We start from the raw sequence: 21337 nt of genomic DNA, 5'->3' as shown, positions 1-21337 counted from the left end.
TAATCGAGGTAGCCTTGGGAACAGAAAAAATGCCCGGTCCCGCTTAGGCGGGCCGGGCGAAAGTCTGGAGAAGGAGCGACGCTGACGCATCGGAGCCGAGTTGAAACAGAAGCTCAGCCTAGCTCGATTATGCCGTGGTATGCCACGATATAGTCCGAGGTTTATGAATCTACACCAACGTTTGTCGCTCATGAGCACGTCGGGAACGACTACGACATCAGCGAGCGACGGTGATCCCCGGCGGCCACCGCAGGGCACCACCCGCAAACTCGGCGCGCTTTCCTGCCTGGAAACCTTATGTTCGATCGCGCGATGATAGGAGAAGCCCGGCTTTAAGGATCTCGCAAGCGTAGCCAATGCATGAACCGTCACGAGAGCTCAGGAAGGCTCGGATGCGCCGTTTGCACCGGTGGTCGAGCAAGCGATTATATTGCGCAGAAGCCATTTTGGCGGTAGGGCAGCCTACGCGCGCGCGAGCCCCCCATTTTCATTTCGACGGGGTGAACATGAGGCCCCCTGTCCGGCTGTGAAACGGCAGCGATCAATACAGCCCGTTCGTCTCGGCGCCGTGTCACGGGGGGGCGGCCTTGTCGGATGCAAACGCGACCGAGCTCCGTTCGGCCTCGGCTTCTTGCTCCAATTGCAGAACATGCGCTCTTAGCGCATCGGAAGTCGCTGCCGCTGTCTCGCTGAACAGCGGATCTCCATGATCGGTGAGGCCGGAAGCGATTTCGGTCCAATCCTGAGCTGAGAGCGCCTTCAGAGCTGTCGGAAAGAAATCTCGTTCTTCCCACATCATGTGGTGCCGCTCGCGTACTATAAAGTCCCGTATGATATTGCCGACGTCCTGCCGAAAAAGTTCCCGATCCGCGAGGATGGCGTCAATAGCCCGCGCGAAGTGGTGCAAACGGTCGATGACTTCCTGGTGTTCGAGCGCGAGATCGCCGATGATTGCAGCTGCATCCGGATCGCGAGCCTTTAGTTTGGAATAAATCAAATCTTCCTGTGGATGATGGTACACCTCAGGATAAACCTCGAAATAGCCGATAATCGCGCGAATGACTTCATAATCAGGACGGATCCCTTTCTCAAAAATCTCCACTTCGCGTTCAAGAGCGACCAGAAGCAGATCAATGTTGCGATGCTCTCGAAGCAAAAGATCGATGATCATTGCGGTGCTCCTGGAGGCACAATGTTGGCTGGCGGCGTTTTTGCGGCTCGGAAGATCGCTTAAGCACCGAATCGGGGCCCTTCGCTGCGCCGCGTTTGTCGCGCCGTTCGACGCGAAAAAGTAGCGCGCTCAAATTTGAGCTGGCGTAAAGCAGCTTAGCCGAAGTGTTGAGGTTGCCCACACAAGACGCTGGTCGATGGCGGCTGCTCTCGGGAAAACTGGCGGCCTAGGCGTGCATGGCGGACCCTATCTTGCGAACGTCGATGGGACGCAGATTGTCTGTTCCTGACGAACTGGGAAATTTGGATGTTTTCCCTAGGTAGAAGCCCTTAAGTATTTACACGTAAGTCCGATGAGGAGGGGGCATTGAAATGCGGCCGGCGGGGTCCCTTGGTTGCTCAAACTCGGATCGATATACGGCGGCCGACGTCGTCGCCGCGCTTGATGATTATGCGCCTCCAACGCACGCGATCGTTTGATTTCGAAGACCGAGGTGACTGTCGCCCAGCCAAGCGCAATGACGGAAGGATGGTCCTCTCGTGACCGATTGCCACAGCGTCAACATGCTCACCCGTTTCCAATGCGAAGGAAATCGAACCGTTCACGGCAGCCCGCACTGGGAGCTCCGTTGGAGGATGGACAATATATTGCCGAACTATGCCGTTCTCCGGGCTGACAGACCTTCTGTTATCGGAGCACAAATTTCGGTGACGCAATTGATCTGCTTCAGGTGCCGTCGGGATTCCAAGGAACCAGCAGCTTGGGTTGCATCAATAGCCACCACCGAAAACATGATCGGCTCGTTGCCGTGCACCTGAAAACCCTCCTCGTCGTCTGGACTGCGCAGCTTGAATGCATGAATCGTCGCACCATCTGCGCCGCTGTTAGAGTCCCGCGGTAATGGCGATCCGCATCAACTCGGACATGCTGCGAACATTGGCCTTGGCCATGAGGTTTGCACGGTAAACCTCGACTGTCCGGGGGCTGATGCCGAGATCATGGGCGATCACCTTGTTGATCTTGCCGGCTAATAGTCCCTGCAGGACGTCACGTTCGCGGGAGGAGAGGTCCGCGAGGCGGGCCTCCGCCTGCAGTTTCGCTGCGTCATCGGCGAGTTTCGTTGGCCGCGCTTTCAAGGCACTATTGATCGCACGCAATAGCACCTCCTCTTCGAACGGTTTCTCGATGAAGTCGACCGCGCCCGTTTTCATCGCTTCGACTGCAAGCGATACGTCGGCATGACCAGTTATCAAGATGACCGGGCAGTCTACGCGATTGGCCTTCACTTTGCTGACCAGTTCGAGACCGCTCATACCCGGCATACGGATGTCTGACACGATGCAATCGACTGGACCGCCCGCGTGGTCATTAAGAAACGCGGTCGCTGTCTCATAGGTTGCTACGTAGAAACCGTTAACATCAAGAAGAAACGCGAGCGAGTCCCGCATTGCGGCGTCATCGTCGATCACAAGAATGCGCCGCCCAATCATGTCTCTTTCGCTACGCTCCGCAGATGCCGAGTTAAGGATTGCCACTCGGAGTCGCTTCCGCGACGATATGGCTGCTATATGACGCAATGATCGTCCGGCAGATTGATAGCCTCACACCCATGCCATGGCGTTTGTTCGTGACAAAGGGCTGGAACAGTCGGTCGGCGGATATCAGCGCTTGATCCCGGGCCGTTATCGGCAACGGTATACGTGTCGACCTTGGCAACTTCGCGGCGCGGGCAGGAAGCCATGACCTCGATTCCATTGCGTATCAGGTTTAGCGCGACCTGCTGAATCTGGATCTTGTCGACAATGACCCCGCGGTCGCTGGGGGTCATCATGCGGACGCTTTGCTCCTTGGGGCCACTAGGGCCAGAGCCACAGCTTCTTCAAAGAGCGTGAGCGGAGTCTCCGCAGTGTGCTCGTCCCTGGAAATGAAGTCCCGCAGGCGCTGATGATATCTTTGGCGCGTAGAGCGTGTAGTGGCGGCGCGTTCGAGTGCGCCACCATTGCAGTTGGCGTCCGGCTCGTTGCGCGCCAGCAGAGGCTTTGTGTCCCGCAGTTTGTAATTGCGGAGAGCGGCCGGTGATCTCACGGGCAATAGACGATGCCATTTCACGTATGGCGACCGGGCCGCGACACCCGCACGAGGTCAGATTGCAGCTCTTCCAACCGCCGTTCCGCCGCCGACCCTCGCCGAGATTTCGGATGGAACCGGTGAAGAACCGTTCGGCGCGCACCTTGGCCTCACCGACGGAGGTCGAGCCGTCGCTCGGTTCGCCGACGACGATGCGGCGGATGCCAATGATGTGCCGCTCGTCCTTGGCCAGACAACGTGCGATGCAGCGCTCGTGCTCGGGGCGGTAGAGCTGCGGCAGCAAGCTCGATACATTCATTCCGACCACGTCGTCCGGAGAGAAACCAATTAAACGAGCGGCTGGGGCGCTGAACGAGAGAATGATTCTCTTCTCCTCAATCACGATCATGGCGCCCGCGAATTCCGCGATATCTATCATGGCAGCGGGATTAAAGGCCACGCCGATCAAGAGGCAGAGCAGGGGAGCGACGTTAGGCCGGGCAGATCACGAGAGCCAGCGCGGCGGCGGCCGCGGCAATGCCATAGCTTTACCAGACGTGGTCTGACATGTTTCCTGGCAGACGCTCTTATTCGATTCTACATTGTTTCCTACGAGAGGCCACCGGAGCTGAAGGCGCCTCAACTCACATCAATTCATTGTGCGGGATGGCTATTTCGGCCATATGCGCCAGTGCGTCGGCTGCACGGCTACGTGTTCTCCTGTCTTGGCCTTGATCCAGCCGCCGAAGGCCCGGCGGCAAGGAAAGACCACCCGGTGAATGGTACCACCTTCGATCACGGCAATCTCCAGGTCCCGATCTGAGGGTGGCACCGTTTCGAGCCGCTCCCAGGTCAGGTCGCCAGGAGATCTTGCACGATGTTCATCGCTGCTGGCTGACAAATTCAGGCAACCTTCTGAACACTTCGCACGAGATGGCTTGGCGCCGCGATCGGGCTCAGCGCAATATTGCCCAGGCGGCGTGGTCTCGATTGCGCCAGTCGTGGCCGGGCTTTTATCGGCCGTGGCGCCGTTGAACCTTTCGCGCTGGGACATGATCTTCTCGCCAGCAGAGATATTGGGATTGGCGCTGCGAAACAACTCCCGGGCTTCGGTTGAATCGATCTGGATCAGCTCAAGCCGCCGGCGGCTGGTATTAACCGCTGTTCTGCAGAAGTTTAACTCGACTGCCGCTCCCGCAGCCTGACCCGCGGCGGGGCGAATGTCCCCATGGTCTGTCATGTCGAACATCCTTCGTTGGTGGGAAATCTCCTTGTCCCACGTCGTCAGCGTGGGGCGTTCGGTTGTGATGACGTCAGCCGTTGTGAGCGGGGGCGGCCTTCCCGAGAACCGAAAGAGCCGGAACTCGCTTGGCACCATTCGGATGAGCCTAGCTGCGCTCGGCGTCGATCAGCGCTCGTCCGCGGCTCGATGAAGTGGACGCCTTCGCGCGCGGCGCAGGTTGTTGTGTGCAGGTCATCGGCACGCGGCTTGGGTGGATCCGGCAGCGCTCCTTGAACTGTGTCGCCGGTATCTGGACATGAAAAGATGATGGTGCACCATGTCTTTCTGTCTGCCATGTGTGCGACGTTGAGCAAGAAGCTCACTTCTATCAGTAGGCAGTCGCCGCGTTATTGATACAGGTCAAAAAGAGCTGATGCGCATTTAGATTGGCCCCCTCGAGCTGCGGCTGCGAGCCGCATATGGGATCGATCGTGATCAATAGCCGGCATTTCTGGCGCGACGGTGCATGGCGCACTCAATCGTCTGTTCAAGACATTCCTCGAGTCATCGGCGACTCAACTTTGTCGGTCGAGGGCATGAGTAGACCAGTTATCCCGCGGTTCAAACCAAAGTGCGATCCGCGAAGCTGGACAAATAGAGGTCGCGTGGTCTGCGGGACAACGGCAGCGCTCGGGCGCTGCCAGAGTCTCAACATTATCTCGATGGAGGAGCGGACAACCTTTTGGGATGCTGCTTGAGGCAGATCAAGTACTCTGGTGGCGCGGGTGGCACAATGGTAGATCAGCAAACCCACCACAAGAGCTGTCATGCCTTCATTTAATGTTCGGTTCATTAAAACCGTTTGTGACGATACCGGCCACGAACATCGTGCCTGTCAGGCAGCCTTCAAAGTCGATGCTGCCTCGTTGAGCGCTGCTGCACAGCAGGCTGAGGCCGACTTCTGCAAGCAAAAGAGTGTCCGCGATTGGACGGTCTTCGCCGATGTGATAGAGCTTCGAACCCCGCCTGCATTGCCGCCGGCATGGGCCGGTTAGCTTAACTTTGGCGCGGGAAGTCCGCGAATTGAATTGTGGGGCAATCTGTAATCTAAGCGTGATCCCCGACAGGCTCGCGTCGATCGTCGGTTCGAGAACAACTGGTGATACTGGCGTCAAATCGGCGGGCCCGTTGTCTTACCACACCTAAGCGGACCTGCTGGAGGATTTGCCGCCTGCCATTCAACTGGCTCTGCAGCGCTCCTCCAAGCGTCGTACCGGCAGTGCGATCCGGATAAGGATCTGCTCCCACAAATTGCTCTTGTTTGCATGTCAAGAACAAGTCTGCCTCCGGCAGCTGTGGTTGTTTGAAAGAGTATGCATCGTTGGCCAATCTGCACACATCGATGCCCTTGACGGGTAAGGCTCCGCTCAGCCGGTTGTGCGCGAGCCTGTCCCGGACATTCTTACTGGCTTACATGAGCCCGCAGGACATCGATGCGGTGGCCCATGACCGCAATCTGTTTTCATCTGCCTTTCGAACCATGTCACAAAGACGCTCTCCTGAACTTTTGAGCAAGCGTCTCGCAGTTGCCGGCTTTTCGGAGAATCCGCTTGTTGCCGCTATGGAGACGTATCGCGCGATTTGAAGTGGGTGAGCTGGCTTTGTCAGACCAAAGCCCGCTGCGGCGCCGAGCTCGAGAGGCAAAACCATGCAAGTGCGCTCAAAGATTGACCGAGTGAATAGACCCTGCGCGTTCGGTCGTGAGGATCCTCCCGCAGCGCTCTCGCGACTGATCGCTCAATCAGCTCCTCGCCGAAGATCTTGACTTCTGAACATCCCCGCATTCAAAGAGAGGCCGACACAGGGCAAGCTTCATTGCCGCCTTGAAATCCACGACAGGGGTGAAGCAGTCCTTATCTATGCGTGCCGCGACGGTCCTCACCTACATCGGAACAACAGCAACTGAGTACGGGTTGACGTGCGGGCAGGGAAATACTCAGAATAAAAGAAGAATGCCACAGCAGACAATGCTGAATAAAAGACCGTCATATCGCAGATCTGGCCCCTGTCTACTGAAGGAAATTCGGTTCAACCGTCTCGTTATGTTAGCGATAATAAGGCGTGCGAAGGCTTCGGTATCCTCGGCGATGCGGAGCACGTGAAGGAAAAGCGGGATTGCCCCCAGGGCATGCTCAAGTACGGGCGAAATCTGGAGAAAACTCGCGTAGGGTCTTTAAGCGTAACTGTTGCTTCGATGTCACCAAATGTATGGACCGGCGATCTACGCTCGTGTCAAACGAGGGACGACATGTTCGATATTTATTTGAACGGGAGACGCGATCTTTTGGTCGTTCCGCGAGGGTTTGCGATCCCGGCGGGGTTGGACGGCAGTTGGAAGCGAAAGAAGCGGGCGGTGCGTTCAGTGAGCGATGTCATTCGGCAAGATGTGCAACAGCGCGGTTACCACAGACGTAGTTTGATCTCAAATCGATCGAAGACGTCAATCGAGACCTCGTCACGGGCTTAGCCCTATCTCCGTTGGCACATTCTTCAAAGCACTGTCGCCGATGCTGTTGAGAACCTTGCTTACGGCGAAGCAATTTTGCGCTGGCGAGGAAGCAATCCAGGCTGTCGTCGACGGCAGTCGGTATCCTGCTTCATTAGGCTGATGGCGCAAGGTTTCTTTTGAAAAGCGGCGCACGGCGCCACGGCTTCCCTCAGGATGAGTATTATGAAGCTTTTGCTCGACTCGATGGCGTGCGCGCGTGACTGTTCAGCTGTCCATACTGAAGATACTTGCCGGCCAGCCGCACGGACGGGCGAGCATCGAAGTCGTTAAGCAGCATTTGGCCATCTATTACAGCAGCGGCCCAGAGTGGCCGGCGCGTATGAAGCGCATCGCGAGCCGCGCGCCGCAGCTCGATATTTTCGGCCAACGGCTGATCGAGCGAGAGGCCGGGTGCTGGATTATTACCAACGAGGGAAGGAAGGCTCTTGAGAGGCTCGAACTGCTAGGTCTGGGTGCTATGCAGGGTTAGGTTGAGCGGGAGATCGCGCAAGAGCCCGAAGATGAGTAGCCACTCATGGTGTCTTCGCAGCTGCGAACGAGCGCGCGCAGAAAGCGTTCCTTGGCAAGCGATTGAGTCGGCGCAAGGGTTATCGGCGAGACGGCTTGCCGCTCAATCCCTTGCTGGTGGCTACATGCCCCGATTAGATCGCGCAAGTTCAGTTTGGAGATAATGGAGTGGCTAGTAGTACCGTGAAGCGGTTCAACGGGACCAAGGGATGATATGGCTTCATCCGACCTGAGGGTGGAGGACCTGATGTCTTCGTGCACTTCGACGCCTTGAATCGAGCCCGGACGACGGACACGAAGGCGAGACCGAATCTAGTATTCGCGCACGGCCCGAAGGGCTCTAGCACTTAGTTAACTAGCGCGGGCTAAACCGCCAATGGGGCTGCATTCAATAACGAAGCCTCTCAACACAGCGTCTGTACGAAATCAGCAATCAGCTGCAGTAGTCCAGACGCCTTCTCTTCCGAAAACATGACCGAGCTAATACTTGGCGCGAGTTCCGATGACTGTTCGTTTTTTAAGGTCGTCGCTCCGAAAAAACTATGCTACAAGCGCTGCTCTCAGAAGGAGCATTCATCGTGAAAAAAGCAACCAAGAAACGCGTTAAGCGGCGCGAGTGGACGAAGGCTGATATCAAAGAGCTCAAAGTCCATTCGAAGGCTCGGACGCCGGTCATAAAAATAGCAAAGATGACCAAACGCACCGTCGGCGCGCTACGCCAGAAGGCCTTAAATCTCGGAATCGGACTCGGACATCAGCGTTAATTTCAGCAACGCTGGCTAATGGCGCGGCAGGGCGGCTGTCGAGCCGCCCTGTTTGGCCATAGATACTTTGTTGCACATTAGTTTTGCCGTCTGCGCTGAGAGAGTTTTTCACGCACGTGCCGGATGCTCTTCAATGTCGCGGAACGGGCTCCATCGTCTCCTTATCTTTGATCAAGTTTTTTGGAAGGCGGTTTCGACGGCCGCTTGCAATGTATGATTGAGTGAAGACATAGCATAGCCACAGACCGGTCTTGAAGATAAAGCCGCTCGGTCCGGGAGCACATGCGATGGGGCCAACCCAGTCCTAGGCGCGTTAACTCGAGAAGCTGACCAGTCGCAGACGAAACCCCTCCGGGTCGAATCTAGTCTTCGTTCGGGCATCAGCTTCTTCAGCTTCGGCGAGGCAGCGCCGGGCCGAACACATCGGCTGACCGCTTTAGCCAAATGGAAACAAACTCGCGAATGGGGACATCCTCGAAGCTCATGCCAGCTAAAGTTTGGGTGTAAGCCGGCCTCGCCGAGCCTGTCGGCTAGGTCGAGCTCCTGGGCGATATGGCGCGCTCAACAGCAATTGAAAAAGCGCTCTGTTAGCTTGATAGATGGCGGCGGGGCGGTTACGTCCTGAACCCATCATCACCTGCGCGCCCTCAGCGTCGTGAAGGGACCACAACCACCTTCGACCGCGCTGCTTTAAGACGTATTCGAAGAATGGGAGACTCATTGGTTAGCGAGCTCCGTTTCTGACAATCGTGGTTTGGTCTTCTGAATGCCAGAGCGGACTCCTGCCACGCGACGCCTCACTCTAGCACGCTTGGCAATGAACTCGCTTGATCGGTCAACGCCGCTTTCGTCAAAAGCGAGCTCATCCTGCGCTGCCTGTCCCGACGCGAGATGCTTGCTCATTATGGCCGTTAGCGACATTAGCACGATCCGCACATCCTTACGAAGGACTCATGCCGCAAGAAAACCGTGTTTCTCTAGCAGCTTTGAGTAGGTTACGAAGGAAGGGTCGACGTGCATCATTCGTGACAGCAGGTTGACCTGTACCCCCGTTTCTTTGCCCAAATTGGTGGCACCCATCAGGATCGTTCACCGTGGCCAAGTGGTGCCCAGCATATTTTGATTGGCAAGCTCTTCGAGACACGCATGGATCGATCTGATCTCCCACATGAACCGCCCGACGATCTCGTCTCCGTCAGAAGAGATGCGTCCAAGCGCGCTTGCTTCATCAGGTAAATCCGGAGGCATCTTAAGTCAGGTTCCATCCTTTACAAGCCTCCGTTGGCGCCGATTAGGGGAGAGGCAACGCTCCCAAGAGCAGGCAGTCAAACCCGTGGTATAGTTTGGAGGAATGGGCTTGTGCGCAACAACAGGCTGCCCGGGGCTATGGCTCCGTGTCTTGACGGACCAACGGCAGCATTCAGCTGGCACATGAGATGTCCGCCATGTGGTCTGCTTCTTTGCCGCACTCGCCGAGTTGCCCGCTCTTTTGCCGAGCTTCGTTGGCGTATGCCGAGCATCAGCGAGATGCATGTCGCATTTGCTGGTTCCATGGCCCATTAACAGGCAGCTTGTAACTACACGTAATAACCTTCCGTGTGCCGCGGGCGGTCTTCAGCAAACGTACGTATAGTTTTTGCAACCTTCCCATATCCTATCCCCAATCAATATTCGTGTAATTGAGTGCCGCTTGACTTCGTTTCGAGGTCGAGCAATCGAGGAGGCAAATGCAGTTATTCTTCCGTGATCCCGCCCGATCGATTGAACTGAACGGCTCTGAAGTCATGAGTGGCAGAGAAATGCTTGCCGTTTTGACGCTTTGTACGCAAGCGCTTGCCCACGCGATCCTGCGGCTGGGTTTGTTTGGCTTGTTCGAGCGAGCACCGACATGGTTCGAGTTTCAAGGACGAGGGTCTGAACAATGAACGGATGTTCTGGCTGCTCCCCTAGAGTATGCTTTCTCCTCGGTCTTCCACGATCCGGGACGACACTCCTGGCGCATTTGCTCCAGCACCATCCAGACATTGTGGCTCCGCCTGAACCCTGGTTGATGCTGGCGCTTGAAGCATTTGGCTGGGTGGACCAGCGCCATCCGGCGGGCAGCTCACTGATTGAGGCCGCGACCTCGGAATTCCTGGGGCGGATAGATCGCACAATCGTCAGCCGCGCTTTTGCCGATGCAGCATACGGTCAGTATCTGGCAAAAGCAGGCAAACGCATCATCATAGACAAGACACCACGCTACTGGACGGCGCTTGAGTTTCTTGAATCTGTATATCCAGAAGCGCCACACCTCCTTCTGATGCGCAATCCCTATGCAATCGCCGCTTCACTGAAATCAACGTGGGGCATCCCACTCCAGGCAGAAAGCTCGCATCCGGTCAGCGTCTCTACTCTCGTCGACCTCATGCTTCGTCTGCCCGACGTCATCATATCTTCACTCGCCGATCTGGTTTTAGGCCTTCCCAAGCTCGCCGCGCACCGCATTCGCCCGCAGACACAGGTCGTGCAATACGAACTGCTCGTGGCGCATCCGGACGAGGAAATCCGGCGTCTATTGAGGGGGCTAGGCTGTGATCCGGCGGCCGTCGCACCTGCAGCGATGCCACAAGCAGATTATCTTAGATCCAGCAGCTTCGGAGACCGAAAAATCCTGGAACGAAACGCGGTCGACCAAAACTCTGTCCAGGCATGGCGATCTCAATTGAGCGTCGAAGAGATGCAAACCGTGACTGATCTGGTCGGCGCCGAGCTTTTGGTAGAACTCGGGTATGAGCAAGAACTGCTGCATGCACAGCAGGCCGGAGTCCTGGATAGGGGAGGGGAGGTAACTGAGCTCTATCGTCGGCTATTCCGAGTCTGGTGGGATTTTCGAAGTGCCAAGGCGGGAGAACCCTCCGGCCCCCCTCACGCCGGAGAGTCGGTCCACACTGCTCGGAGCGTTTTGGAGAAAAGTCCCTCGGCGTTGGACATCTCCAAGGTGCGCCAGGCGAACGGTCCATCAGGCGCCAACGTTGAGGAGAATTTGCGCCTGGCCACTTCGATGGCTGTCCAGTTGCAACAGGCGCTATTGGCGTCAGAAGCTGATCGAGCTGCGAGGCTGGATGCCATGTGCGACCGCGACGCGGCTATCGCGATGTTACGAGGCGAGGTCGCGCGGCTTGAGCAGATCCTCAATACCCCTAGGTCGATCTGAATGCTTTCGAGCCAAACACGTCGGGTAATTTAGCCAAGATCCTTGACCCGTACGAGCTGTTCTCCCGATCAGGTGTGACGCGGGCGCCGGCCGCACCAGCGGCACAACAGATATGCTTGCTGTCCAACAGGGCTTTGGACAAGCCATGCGCCACTGGCCGGCCGTTCCGCCGCGGATGTTCCCACTCCGGGCTGGAGCCATAGAACGGTGAAGGGCAGAGATGCTGCACCGAATTGAAGATATATGCTGCCGAAACATCTGGGCCGCCTCGAAGCTCAATCGATTGAAATCATGCGTGATGTGGTAGCCCAGTTCAAACGGCCGCTCATGCTGTGCTTCGATCGGAAAAGACTAGCCTAAAGCTGTCGAACAGATCGTTCCGAAACGGTCAGTGATCCGAGTTCGCTCAATTGCCTTCGAGGCGGATGCGACCGCAGCCAGAGGGCCGATCCATTCAAGCGCAAGGGCTTGATACTCATGTGCGACGAGGGCGTACAGTTTCCCAACACCAGCAACAGGAGGATCTCGTCGGCGAGCTGGTTAAGCTCGGTACCTTCATTTGGGGGTTGGCGAGGAATCGTACGTGAACGGCAAGATTGAGCCATCACTCACCTGCAGGTAGCACGCTCGCAGGCGGGAGGCCGAGCGTCCTGAACTGTCAAAGTAGTCATAGCTCGCTGTGAATCTCCGCACGCTGCTGTCTGCGTCGGCTTGTCGCGGGCAGATGCGGGTACGGTCGGCAAAAATTCACGCAAGAAAATGCCCGGAGAGGGTTGAAACGCCCCTAGCGTCAAGTTGTACGCTTTTGAAATGGACGGGACAGTCATCAGCGTCCGAAACCCTCCAATGAGTGACGGAGTGCGAATGCATCAAGCCTCAAGCCCGCGCATCAAACTCCCGCTGCCAACGACGATCACCGTGTGTGCCATGCCTTGATCTGCCTCCCAGGCGCGATGACATCCGACTGCATCGTTCCGTAAGGTCAAGGTTTGCCTGCATAGGGCAGGTTCACCGCAAGTCGGTCGGTCGACCTGCCGCGTCGCGACGCAAAAGGCGAGCGCGCTCAACCCGGCACATCCGTGGCTGGATGAGAGCGCGCGTGGGTGCCAGTTGCGTTCGAGGGGGCGGTCGCAAAGCCAATTTCTGAGAGGCGTGAATGGCAACAGTGATGAGCTTTAGGAGCGCTCGCTCCGTATCTGCCATGAGATACGGAGGTTGGCATCCGGCAGGGTTTTCGGACGCCGAGGCGAAACGCGCCCGCGTATGGCGCCTGCCCCGAAGCTGTTGACCGAGAAAGTCGATGCTCGCCACAGGAGCTCCCTGGTGGCCCCAGATCAATTGACCACTACAACCTGAGGAGGAATGGTTTGACGAGACAGCGCTCTTTGCTGACGCCTGGTCCATTGTCGTTATCGCTGGCGGTCAGAAGCCAGATGCAGCTTGATCTCGCATCGCGCGATTGCGAGTTCAAGGAAGTGACCGCCTGCATGAGGCGGCTGATGCTCAACTTGCTGGGAAGTTCTGAGGACTATTCGGTGGTGCCTATTCAGGGAGGCGGCTCTTTTGCAATGGAAGCCGCTCTCTCTTCATTTGTGTCCCAAGCCGACAGGCCGCTCGTTTGCATAAACGGCATCTATGGCGAGCGCATTTTGCGAATCTTGAGGCTGTGGGGCGTCGAAGCGCTGAAGCTCGTCAAGCGAGCGACCGATCCTTTGAATCCTCAAGAAATTGGTGAGTATCTGAGCCGAAATCCTGGCGTTACGCACCTATGTTTCGTGCATTGCGAGACGACAACCGGAATCGTCAATCCGCTGGACGCGATCGTGGAGGAGGCGAGGCGACGTGGCGTAAAGACCATCGTCGACGCGATGAGTTCTTTTGGCGCCCTTAATATCGATCTGCGCCAGCGTGGAGCTGACGTCCTGGTCACCTCGAGCAACAAGTGCATAGAAGGGCCGCCGGGAGTAGCGTTTGTCATTGCGTCTCGCGAGCTGCTCGAGAATGCGGTTCAAGAACGGAGGTCGTTTGTGCTCGACGTGAGAGATCAATGGCTCTCGCTCGAGCGCACTGGTGAGTGGCGATCGACCCCACCCACCCACATTGTTCAGGCAACGACAAAGGCCTTGGAGATTCTGCACGAGGAGGGAATTGATGCCAGGCGCCGCAGGTATGAGAAGATCAGGGACGATCTCGTCAAAGAACTCGAAGGAGTAGTGTCGCCGCTGCTGTCCACGGAGTTGCTGTCGCCGGTCTGCGTCGCGTTCAGTGCGCCGTCCGGAATCGTGGACCAGGCAGGATTTGATGGGCTGTATCGCCACTTGGCGGCTCACAACCTTTACGTCTACTCGAAGCTGCATCTTCCGACGCGGAGTTTCCGCATCGGTTGCATTGGAGAAATCCGATCAAGCTGGATCGAGCAGCTGGGGTGCGCCTTTCGTACATATTTCCGGTCCGGCCAGGCTCGGTCGGTGGCGCCGATGTCGGCGCAAGAGACATGCGCGGCTCGCGCAAATATGCCGGCTCGAACGGCTAAAGAAACGCAGCTGCCGTTCTCGGCTGAGACTGCTGTTCTGCATGCGGGCTATCGACGTGACGTAGCGACGAAAGCCGTCGCAGTGCCGATTTACCAGAATACAGCTTATGAGCTCGATGGCGATCTAAACCACATTGCCGACGTCTACAACGTCAAGGCCGATGGGTTCACCTACACAAGGATCATCAATCCGACGACCCGCGCGTTGGAAAGGCGCTACGCCGCCGTTGATATGGGAAGCGACTCGCTCGCGGTTGCGTCGGGTCAAGCGGCGACGTTCCTTGCTATCGTCAACCTGTCAAGTGGCGAAGTGGGGGACAATGTCGTCGCCTCTCCGTATCTATATGGCAATACCTGGAACCTGCTCCACAACACACTAAAGCGCCTTGGGATCAGCGTGAGGACGGCAGATCCTCGAAAGCCCGAGACCTTTGAGCGTGCCATTGATGATCGCACGATATGTCTGTTCGGAGAGGTGATTTCGAATCCTTGTCTGGTTCCGCTCCCTGTCAAACAGCTGGCCGAGATCGGCCGAAAGTACGGCGTGCCTTTGGTCGTGGACAATACGACAACGCCACTGGTATGCCGGCCGTCAGATCTTGGCGCTGCGATTACGACGTACTCCGCAACGAAATATATTTGCGGCCACGGTACGACGCTCGGCGGACTGATCGTTGACAACGGCGAGTTTAGCTACCGGGGAGCCTCTCGCTTTCCCTTGTTCAATCGTCCCGACGATGCGCATGGCGGAATTGTTTGGCATAACGCGGTGCGCGATGTCGACGATCTTGGAAAGAGCGAGTTCCTGCTCAAGGCTCGCATGACCTGGTTGCGCGATACCGGCGCGGCGATCGCCCCGTTTGCGAGCTTTCAACTAATCCAGGGGCTTGAAACGCTGCCACTTCGCATGAAGCAGCACTGCGCGAATGCCAGGATCGTGGCCGACGTTCTCAAGGAGCATCCTAAAGTGCGCCGTGTCTTCTACCCGGGGCTCTTTGAAGGCGCGGATCGGGAAACCGTCGAACAGACACTCAATGCTGCATACGGGCACGGGGCGATGGTCATGTTCGAAGTGGAGGACGAACAAGCCGGGCGCAAGTTCATCCAGAACGTCGACTTGATGTATCACGTTTCGAATGTCGGCGATGCCCGCACGCTCGTGACCCATCCTGTCTCGACGACCCACACCACCGTCCCGCGGGAAAAGCGCGAAGCCGCCGGCATATTTGGCGGCTCGGTCCGGCTTTGCGTCGGCATCGAAGATGTCAACGACATCCTGCGCGATCTGGACAAGGCGCTTTCCGCAATCTGACAACCTGCAAGGCGATCAGGAGGAGGTTCTCATGAATCAGGCAGAAGCTTGGAAATTGAGGTCATCACGCTATGAGGCCGTTCAATTCAGCCGAGAGATCAATAAGCAGCTCTCCGAGTTGAGACCCGACAACATAACGGGAGCTGCTTATATTGCCAAAGATTACGCTGTCATCACAGCGTGCACGCTCGCGACTGTGTCGGTCTCATGGTGGCTCTACCCGCTGGCCGTCATTCTAATTGGTGCCTATCAGCGCGGATTGACAACCATCGCTCATGATGCGGCTCACCGCACGCTCGCGAAGAACACGACCTGGAACTACGTGCTGGGCATTCTGTTCGCCTCCTATCCGTTGTTCCAGCGCCACTGGGCCTACCGGATCTCGCACGTCTATTTGCATCATCCCTATCTTGGAGACCCGGACAAGGATCCCGACCTGAAGTTCTTCCTGGCCAGCGGCGTTTACGACGTGCAGCCCCCGGAGCGGTACGCTTTCAACATGATCTGGAAGCCGATCTTCGGTGGCGCGACAGTGGCGTATCTGAAGTATCTTTGGACCAATCGATTTTCGATCACAGAGGTCGATGATCAGAGCCGCTCCGGCATACTTATCGACAAGTATGGCTTCTATCTCTTCTGGGTCACCATCCTGGGCGGCTCATATGCTGTTGGGCTGCTCCATATCGTCGTCCTGTTTTGGATCGTGCCCTATCTCACCACGTTTCAGGTCCTCGGCTGGTTTATCGAGCTCGCCGAGCACTCACCTATGTGCGAAACCGAGACGCAGAACGTCTATCTCACCCGGAATCGGAAAGGAAATTTCCTCGAGCGGGCCATCCTTGGGCAGAATTTGGATGAGTACCACCTTGAGCATCACCTTTCGCCCGGTATCCCGTTTTGGCTGTTGCGCAAAGCTCAGAAAATCCGAATGCAGGATCCGAACTACGCGAAGGTTGCCGCGACTTGGGGCGGGCTCTTTGTCAAGGGACCTCAAGGTCAACCTAGCGTCATAGCTCAGTTGAAGGAGCGAAATCGACGCTTGTATGAGCAGTCCCTTGCCGAGGTTCGCACCCGAGGGCAGGTCGCGTGACGTTGTTACGGCCAGAGAGCACCCGAGCCGTGGTCGGCGTCACTTCAAACCGTCTTCTGATCGATGGTGTGCATCGCGACTGGTTGCGGCGCAAGTACTTGCAGGCACTCCATCGTCATGCGGGAGTGGCTTGCGTCATATTGCCGACGGTCGACGCCGAAGATGCGAGGGAGGAGGTCGCCCCGGCGATCATGCGCCGGCTCGACGGCTTGGTGTTGACGGGTGATGAATCGAACATCGACCCGGCCGTCCTGAGAGCGCCTGCGTACTTGACGGACGCGGATCGGCAGGACGTTGAGGTTGGGATCCTCGACCGTCCGCGGGACAGGCTCTCTGCCGTAACTATAAAGAGCGCTATCGCGCTCGGAATGCCTATTCTGGGCATCTGCCGTGGGCTTCAGGAACTCAACGTCTATTTCGGCGGCACGCTCCGCTCATCGCTTGCCGAGTGGAGCCCGGAAAGTGGCGCGATGCATGCCGAGAAGCCAGACCGTCCAAGAGACCGCCAGTACGACGCCGCGCACAGCGTCAGGATATGTTCCGATGGCCCGCTCTTTCCAATCGCGCGGACGATCGACGCGCAAGTCAACTCGCTGCACAACCAAGGCATCGAGGCGCTTGCCCCAGCGCTGAGGCCCGAGGCGTGGGCGCCCGATGGTTTGGTCGAGGCGGCCTCGGTCATTGGCGCCCCGACGCTGCAAATCGGTGTGCAATGGCACCCCGAATGGCACGTTTCAACCGATCCCCTCAGCAAGCAACTCTTCAAGGCATTTGGAGAGGCGTGTGTGGGGTACCACCAGACTAAGAAGAACTAGAGGCGGATTGTGACATTTCAAACCAAACGTGGTCCGTGCGGGCCGAAAGGACAGTCCTTCGGAACCGATGCACGCGCCTGGTCCTGCGAGGGTCGCGCGCCGCCTCGCGGGCACAGGAAAACTGGGCGATTAACGAGTCCCTTCGCTCTAGGGGTGTTCTTTGTGGCGCTTTATGTCGTCGTGAGCGCGGCAGGCGAGGTTTATGCGGCGTCGTATTTTCAGCAGGCGGATGTGTTCGTCGCGCTCCTGTTCTCCTTCGCTATGGTTTGTCTGACGTTCAATCTGCTGGCTCGCCACGAGAGAGGCAAGGCAACGGTGGCGAACTGGTCGCTGCTGGTCTTCGTCGCGCTTAATGCCGTGACAGCGATCAGCTGGATCGGCCTATTTATCGGACTGAAATACGCTGAACCTGCGATTGTCGTCGCCTTCATGGTGGCTCTGGGGCCAACCGCAACAGTGTGGTTAAACGCACTGATCAGGCGCCAGGGTGTCCCTCCAGCATCCGATATTGTCGTGAGCGGTACGATCGCAACTATCGGGAGTTACATGGTTTGGATCTCGGCCAGCGGCAACGCAGGCGTGGAGTGGGGGCCTCGATCGTCCTTTGGCATCGCCTTGGCCATCGTGGCCGGCCTATCGCTGGCCCTTACAAATATACTTGTCAAACTTCTGTTCGACCGTGGTTTTTCTGGCCGACAGGTCCTGGCGCATCGCTTTTATGGAACGATCCTCTTGCTGCTGGGACTGGTCGACCATTCATCTATCGTGCCCGAGATCTCGCAGCATTGGTTTGCGATCGCAACAATTGGGCTGTCGACGATCATTGTTCCTTTGCTTTTGATCCAGCAGGGCATTCGCCGCTTAGAGCCGTTCACCGTCAACATGGTCCTGTCCAGCGCCCCTGTCATCACCTTCCTATTCCAGTACTTCGATTCTCGCATCGTGCCTTCGTCACATACGTTCATTGGAAACGTTCTCATTACGGCTGTCGCTGTCGGCAACATCTACTTGCAGTATCGGAGATCCGCATGAAGCAACGGAATTGTGTAATCGTAGACGCATACTCTACCGGGCGATATCTACCGGAAGAATTCAAGCGCTATGGAATTGGAACGGTCCATGTGATGTCGGCTGCACAGATACCGCCCATATTCCAGTCGCATTTCAATGCGGATCTTTATGGTGAAGTCATTCGCCCCAACGAGCGGATGGGCTATGACGAAATCGTTGAATATCATCTTCAGTCTCTCCACGGGAGGGACTTGGAGTTCGTAATCGCGGGGTGCGAGACCGGAGTTGAGCTCGCCGATTCTCTGTCGGAGCGGCTTGGCTTACCATCAAATGGGACCGCGCTTTCCGCTGCTCGGCGTGACAAAGCGCGATTGTCTTGCGCGCTGAGCTCTGCAGGCGTGCGATCGATCAGACAGGTCGTGTCCGACAGTGCAGTAGAGATCGCGAGCTGGAAGCGTGAAGCGAAGTTCGATCAGATCGTGATCAAGCCTCTGAACAGTACGGGTACCGAAGACGTATTCTTTTGCTCGAAAGAAGAAGATATTCAGCGAGCTCTAAGCACAATTGTCGGGAAGACGAACCGTATCGGAGCGTTGAATCGTTTTGCCCTTGGACAAGAAAAAATAAACGGCCAGCAATACACCGTGAATGCCGTCTCGATCGACGGGCAAGCCTTCGTTACGGAGGCCTGGACCTATGACACGGTTCCGATTGATGGGGCATCATCGGTCTGCTCACTTGAGAGATTGTTGGACGGCAGCGAACCAATCGTTCAGGAACTGTCCGACTACTTGGTGCGTGCGTTGCAGGCACTACAGATCGTCGACGGACCGGCTCATGCTGAGATCATCGTCGATCATCGGGGACCGGTTCTGGTGGACTTCGGAGCGAGGCTTCAAGGGACCATGTCTGCAAGAGCACGAACGATGGCGTTGGGGCACAATCATATGACCCTGACGGCCTGGCGCTACGCAGATCCCAAGGGCTTTGGTGAATATATGAGGCGGCGCGGGCCGTACAAGCGGCAGGCCCCCGCACTTTGCGTCTCGCTGATCTCAGATATGGGCGGTGTCGTTGCCGGTTACCCGGGGCTCGAAGCAATCCGCAAGCTTCCGAGCTTCGCGGATGCCATCGCCTTCGTTCCAATTGGTCAAAAGCTGGTTCCCACGATCGACTTGGCGTCGACACCTGGCATCGTTTATCTCGTGAATAGCGATTTGACTCAGCTTGAGGATGATTATCGCAAGTTGCGAGCAATGCGGATGGACCAGGTGTTCGATTTAGTGACGCAGGATCGCGACTAATGCCAACTGCTGGTGCCAGGTTGACCGGAGCAAATCCAGCCCGCGCGGCGATGGTCGGCGTAAGCGACTTCGATGGCGTTTTGCGAGGAAAACACGTATTGGGTGAAGATCTCTCGGTTGGAGATAAAGTTATCAAGTTCTCTGAAGCGGTGCTGGCGTGGGATTGTTCGGATCGGGTTATTCCGGCCAGTTTCACGCAAAAGCCGCTATCAGCGTTCGGAGATGCTGACCTGCGTATTCTGTCAGGCACCGGCCGTTCAGTGTCTCTTGTCGGCGATCAGTATCTCTACCTCGCGGAGTTCACGGGCGCACATGAGAGCATCTGCCCGCGGGGTATTCTGCGGAAGGTGCTGAGAAGGGCTGCTGACCACGGATACGGCTGCACTGCCGGGTTCGAGTTTGAATTCATGCTGTTCAAGGAGAATGCAGACACGATCGAAGAAAAGCCGTTCGGCGAATGGGCTCCTTTAACGCGCGGCCCGTTCGGCTACTCGATTGCGCGCTCTGTCGCGCAACATGAGCTGTTCGACGAGATCTTGGCGCTTTGTGAGAAGGCTAGAACACCTCTCAGCGGATTGCACTTTGAAACGGGACCTGGCGTGGTCGAAGCATCGCTTCGTCATTGTGATGCGCTGGAAGCCGCTGATCGAGCAACCATATTCAAGTCGATGATAAAAGCCTGGGCGCAAAGGCGAGGCATGATGGCTACATTCATGGCCAAGGTTTCCGAGAAATGGCCCGGCCAGTCCGGCCATATTCATATCTCGATGTCCTCGGATAGTCAGAATGCGTTTTACGACGGTGATGCGTTCGGCAACGTCTCGAAACTTATGAGTCAATTCATCGCCGGACAGCTAGAATACATGAATGAGTTCTGTGTGCTCGCTGCGCCGAACTTCAACAGCTACAAGAGATTGGTGCCTGGCTGTTGGGCGCCAATCTGTCCAAGCTGGGGAGTTGACAACCGTTCCTGCGCGGTTCGCGCCATTCCGGGGCAGCCATCTGCCCATCGCTTGGAGTATCGGCTGCCTGGCGCAGACGCGAACCCATATCTCGCGCTGGCAGGTGCGATTGGTTCCGGAATATTGGGGGTCGAGACGGGTGCGGCGCTACCGTCTTCTATCGCCGGTGATGCAAGCGTGGAGATGTGTCGTCCGTCCGCGAGACTGCCTCAAAACCTATCAGAGGCAACATCTCGGTTTGCACAGTCTGCAGCAGCCAGTGATATCTTCGGAGAAAGGTTTGTTGAAACGTTTTCTTGCTCACGTCGTTGGGAGTGGGAAGCCGTTCAACATCGGGTCACTGACTTTGAACGTCGGAGATACTTCGAGATTATTTAGCTTGAGGTTTTCGACAGTTCTGAACCGTATTCCTTTGGCCGGTGCGACCGGGCTGTTGTGGCTGTCTGAGCCGCGGATGTTGGACTTCATGAGAGCAGACGTGCGTTACTCGTTAAGTGAGGGCCGTTGGAGCGACGAGGAGGTCTGCTGTTACCTGCTCTGTGGCAGCAACCGCGTTTGCTCTGTTGCGATGCTAGGTAATCCTAGCAGCGAACAAGGCCGGTTCCATTCGTATCAATGAAGACGTGTGCGGCTTTCAGGAGGGAAGGCAAATGCATTTTGCTCAGAGGACGAGCCGAAGAGGCCCGTGATGCACGACAGTGTGGCCGAGCCGCGGAGCCTCGCAGGACGCGAGGCGCAGCATCCATTAGAGGACAGCGCCAGTAGACGGTAGGCTAGCCGCCTCCGACCACGACGAGGCTGGCGTGGATCGGCG

Annotated in this window: 18 protein-coding genes; 12 read left to right on the top strand and 6 right to left on the bottom strand. The window is 56.9% G+C overall.

Annotated features, from left to right (window positions below; translation table 11 throughout):
• Positions 1 to 571: 571 nt before the first annotated feature.
• The 6 genes from BRAD3257_RS31770 to BRAD3257_RS39905 all read right to left on the bottom strand — a co-directional run bounded on the left by BRAD3257_RS31770 (position 572) and on the right by BRAD3257_RS39905 (position 5431).
• Positions 572 to 1171, bottom strand: coding sequence for a hemerythrin domain-containing protein (locus tag BRAD3257_RS31770; protein WP_122405159.1), 600 nt, complete (start codon positions 1169 to 1171; stop codon positions 572 to 574).
• 884 nt (positions 1172 to 2055) lie between these two features.
• Positions 2056 to 2661, bottom strand: a complete 606-nt coding sequence (fixJ, locus tag BRAD3257_RS31760; RefSeq protein WP_122405158.1) for a response regulator FixJ — start codon at positions 2659 to 2661, stop codon at positions 2056 to 2058.
• Positions 2662 to 2735: 74 nt separating this feature from the next.
• A complete protein-coding gene (locus tag BRAD3257_RS41390) occupies positions 2736 to 3002 on the bottom strand; it encodes a hypothetical protein (RefSeq protein WP_244607772.1) in 267 nt (88 codons plus the stop codon).
• A gap of 48 nt (positions 3003 to 3050) precedes the next feature.
• A complete protein-coding gene (locus BRAD3257_RS41385) occupies positions 3051 to 3698 on the bottom strand; it encodes a PAS domain S-box protein (protein WP_244608041.1) in 648 nt (215 codons plus the stop codon).
• Between the two features lie 210 nt (positions 3699 to 3908).
• The gene (locus BRAD3257_RS41380) at positions 3909 to 4478 is read right to left on the bottom strand and encodes a hypothetical protein (RefSeq protein ID WP_244607771.1); all 570 of its coding nucleotides are present in this window, start codon (positions 4476 to 4478) and stop codon (positions 3909 to 3911) included.
• 815 nt (positions 4479 to 5293) lie between these two features.
• Positions 5294 to 5431, bottom strand: a complete 138-nt coding sequence (locus BRAD3257_RS39905) for a hypothetical protein (RefSeq protein WP_160118887.1) — start codon at positions 5429 to 5431, stop codon at positions 5294 to 5296.
• Between the two features lie 410 nt (positions 5432 to 5841).
• On the opposite strand from BRAD3257_RS39905, the gene BRAD3257_RS39430 reads away from it, so the two are divergent.
• From BRAD3257_RS39430 to BRAD3257_RS31680, 12 genes are all read left to right on the top strand, one after another.
• Entirely contained in the window at positions 5842 to 6105 is a 264-nt protein-coding gene (locus BRAD3257_RS39430) for a hypothetical protein (protein WP_145987057.1), read from the top strand.
• Between the two features lie 1120 nt (positions 6106 to 7225).
• Positions 7226 to 7498 carry a hypothetical protein gene (locus tag BRAD3257_RS31735; protein WP_244607770.1) on the top strand — a complete coding sequence of 91 codons (273 nt, stop codon included), beginning with the start codon at positions 7226 to 7228 and terminating at the stop codon, positions 7496 to 7498.
• Positions 7499 to 7758: 260 nt separating this feature from the next.
• Positions 7759 to 7887, top strand: coding sequence for a hypothetical protein (locus BRAD3257_RS42355; protein WP_430648838.1), 129 nt, complete (start codon positions 7759 to 7761; stop codon positions 7885 to 7887).
• 227 nt (positions 7888 to 8114) lie between these two features.
• Positions 8115 to 8300 carry a hypothetical protein gene (locus BRAD3257_RS31725; protein ID WP_174221599.1) on the top strand — a complete coding sequence of 62 codons (186 nt, stop codon included), beginning with the start codon at positions 8115 to 8117 and terminating at the stop codon, positions 8298 to 8300.
• Between the two features lie 1727 nt (positions 8301 to 10027).
• Complete coding sequence (locus BRAD3257_RS31720) at positions 10028 to 10225, top strand: hypothetical protein (RefSeq protein ID WP_122405154.1); 198 nt, start codon at positions 10028 to 10030, stop codon at positions 10223 to 10225.
• The gene (gene noeE / locus BRAD3257_RS31715) at positions 10222 to 11496 is read left to right on the top strand and encodes a nodulation protein NoeE (protein ID WP_122405153.1); all 1275 of its coding nucleotides are present in this window, start codon (positions 10222 to 10224) and stop codon (positions 11494 to 11496) included. The genes BRAD3257_RS31720 and noeE overlap by 4 nt, the downstream gene beginning before the upstream one ends.
• 1367 nt (positions 11497 to 12863) lie before the next feature.
• Entirely contained in the window at positions 12864 to 15341 is a 2478-nt protein-coding gene (locus BRAD3257_RS31705) for a 2-aminoethylphosphonate--pyruvate transaminase (protein WP_162500425.1), read from the top strand.
• Positions 15342 to 15372: 31 nt separating this feature from the next.
• Positions 15373 to 16431: a dhydrorhizobitoxine desaturase gene (rtxC, locus tag BRAD3257_RS31700; RefSeq protein WP_122405150.1), complete on the top strand. Its 1059-nt coding sequence runs from the start codon at positions 15373 to 15375 to the stop codon at positions 16429 to 16431.
• A gap of 29 nt (positions 16432 to 16460) precedes the next feature.
• Entirely contained in the window at positions 16461 to 17246 is a 786-nt protein-coding gene (locus BRAD3257_RS31695) for a gamma-glutamyl-gamma-aminobutyrate hydrolase family protein (protein WP_244607769.1), read from the top strand.
• Positions 17247 to 17408: 162 nt separating this feature from the next.
• Positions 17409 to 18278, top strand: coding sequence for an EamA family transporter (locus BRAD3257_RS31690; RefSeq protein WP_244607768.1), 870 nt, complete (start codon positions 17409 to 17411; stop codon positions 18276 to 18278).
• Positions 18275 to 19561 (top strand): ATP-grasp domain-containing protein, encoded by a 1287-nt coding sequence (locus BRAD3257_RS31685; protein WP_122405147.1) that lies wholly within the window; start codon positions 18275 to 18277, stop codon positions 19559 to 19561. The genes BRAD3257_RS31690 and BRAD3257_RS31685 overlap by 4 nt, the downstream gene beginning before the upstream one ends.
• The gene (locus BRAD3257_RS31680) at positions 19561 to 20901 is read left to right on the top strand and encodes a glutamine synthetase family protein (protein ID WP_122405146.1); all 1341 of its coding nucleotides are present in this window, start codon (positions 19561 to 19563) and stop codon (positions 20899 to 20901) included. Before BRAD3257_RS31685 ends, BRAD3257_RS31680 begins: the two co-directional genes overlap by 1 nt.
• The last annotated feature ends 436 nt before the right edge of the window (positions 20902 to 21337 follow it).

This window comes from Bradyrhizobium vignae, assembly GCF_900324035.1.
GTDB lineage: Bacteria > Pseudomonadota > Alphaproteobacteria > Rhizobiales > Xanthobacteraceae > Bradyrhizobium > Bradyrhizobium vignae.
The sequence above is the reverse complement of the archived record's forward strand: the minus strand, read 5'-3'. Positions and strand labels throughout refer to the sequence as shown.

Excerpts from the sequence above, each read along its gene's own strand:
- BRAD3257_RS31770 (WP_122405159.1), bottom strand. The coding sequence starts at position 1,171 with ATGATCATCGATCTTTTGCTTCGAGAGCATCGCAACATTGATCTGCTT.
- fixJ (WP_122405158.1), bottom strand. The coding sequence starts at position 2,661 with ATGATTGGGCGGCGCATTCTTGTGATCGACGATGACGCCGCAATGCGG.
- BRAD3257_RS41390 (WP_244607772.1), bottom strand. The coding sequence starts at position 3,002 with ATGATGACCCCCAGCGACCGCGGGGTCATTGTCGACAAGATCCAGATT.
- BRAD3257_RS41380 (WP_244607771.1), bottom strand. The coding sequence starts at position 4,478 with ATGACAGACCATGGGGACATTCGCCCCGCCGCGGGTCAGGCTGCGGGA.
- BRAD3257_RS31720 (WP_122405154.1), top strand. The coding sequence starts at position 10,028 with ATGCAGTTATTCTTCCGTGATCCCGCCCGATCGATTGAACTGAACGGC.
- noeE (WP_122405153.1), top strand. The coding sequence starts at position 10,222 with ATGAACGGATGTTCTGGCTGCTCCCCTAGAGTATGCTTTCTCCTCGGT.
- rtxC (WP_122405150.1), top strand. The coding sequence starts at position 15,373 with ATGAATCAGGCAGAAGCTTGGAAATTGAGGTCATCACGCTATGAGGCC.
- BRAD3257_RS31685 (WP_122405147.1), top strand. The coding sequence starts at position 18,275 with ATGAAGCAACGGAATTGTGTAATCGTAGACGCATACTCTACCGGGCGA.
- BRAD3257_RS31680 (WP_122405146.1), top strand. The coding sequence starts at position 19,561 with ATGCCAACTGCTGGTGCCAGGTTGACCGGAGCAAATCCAGCCCGCGCG.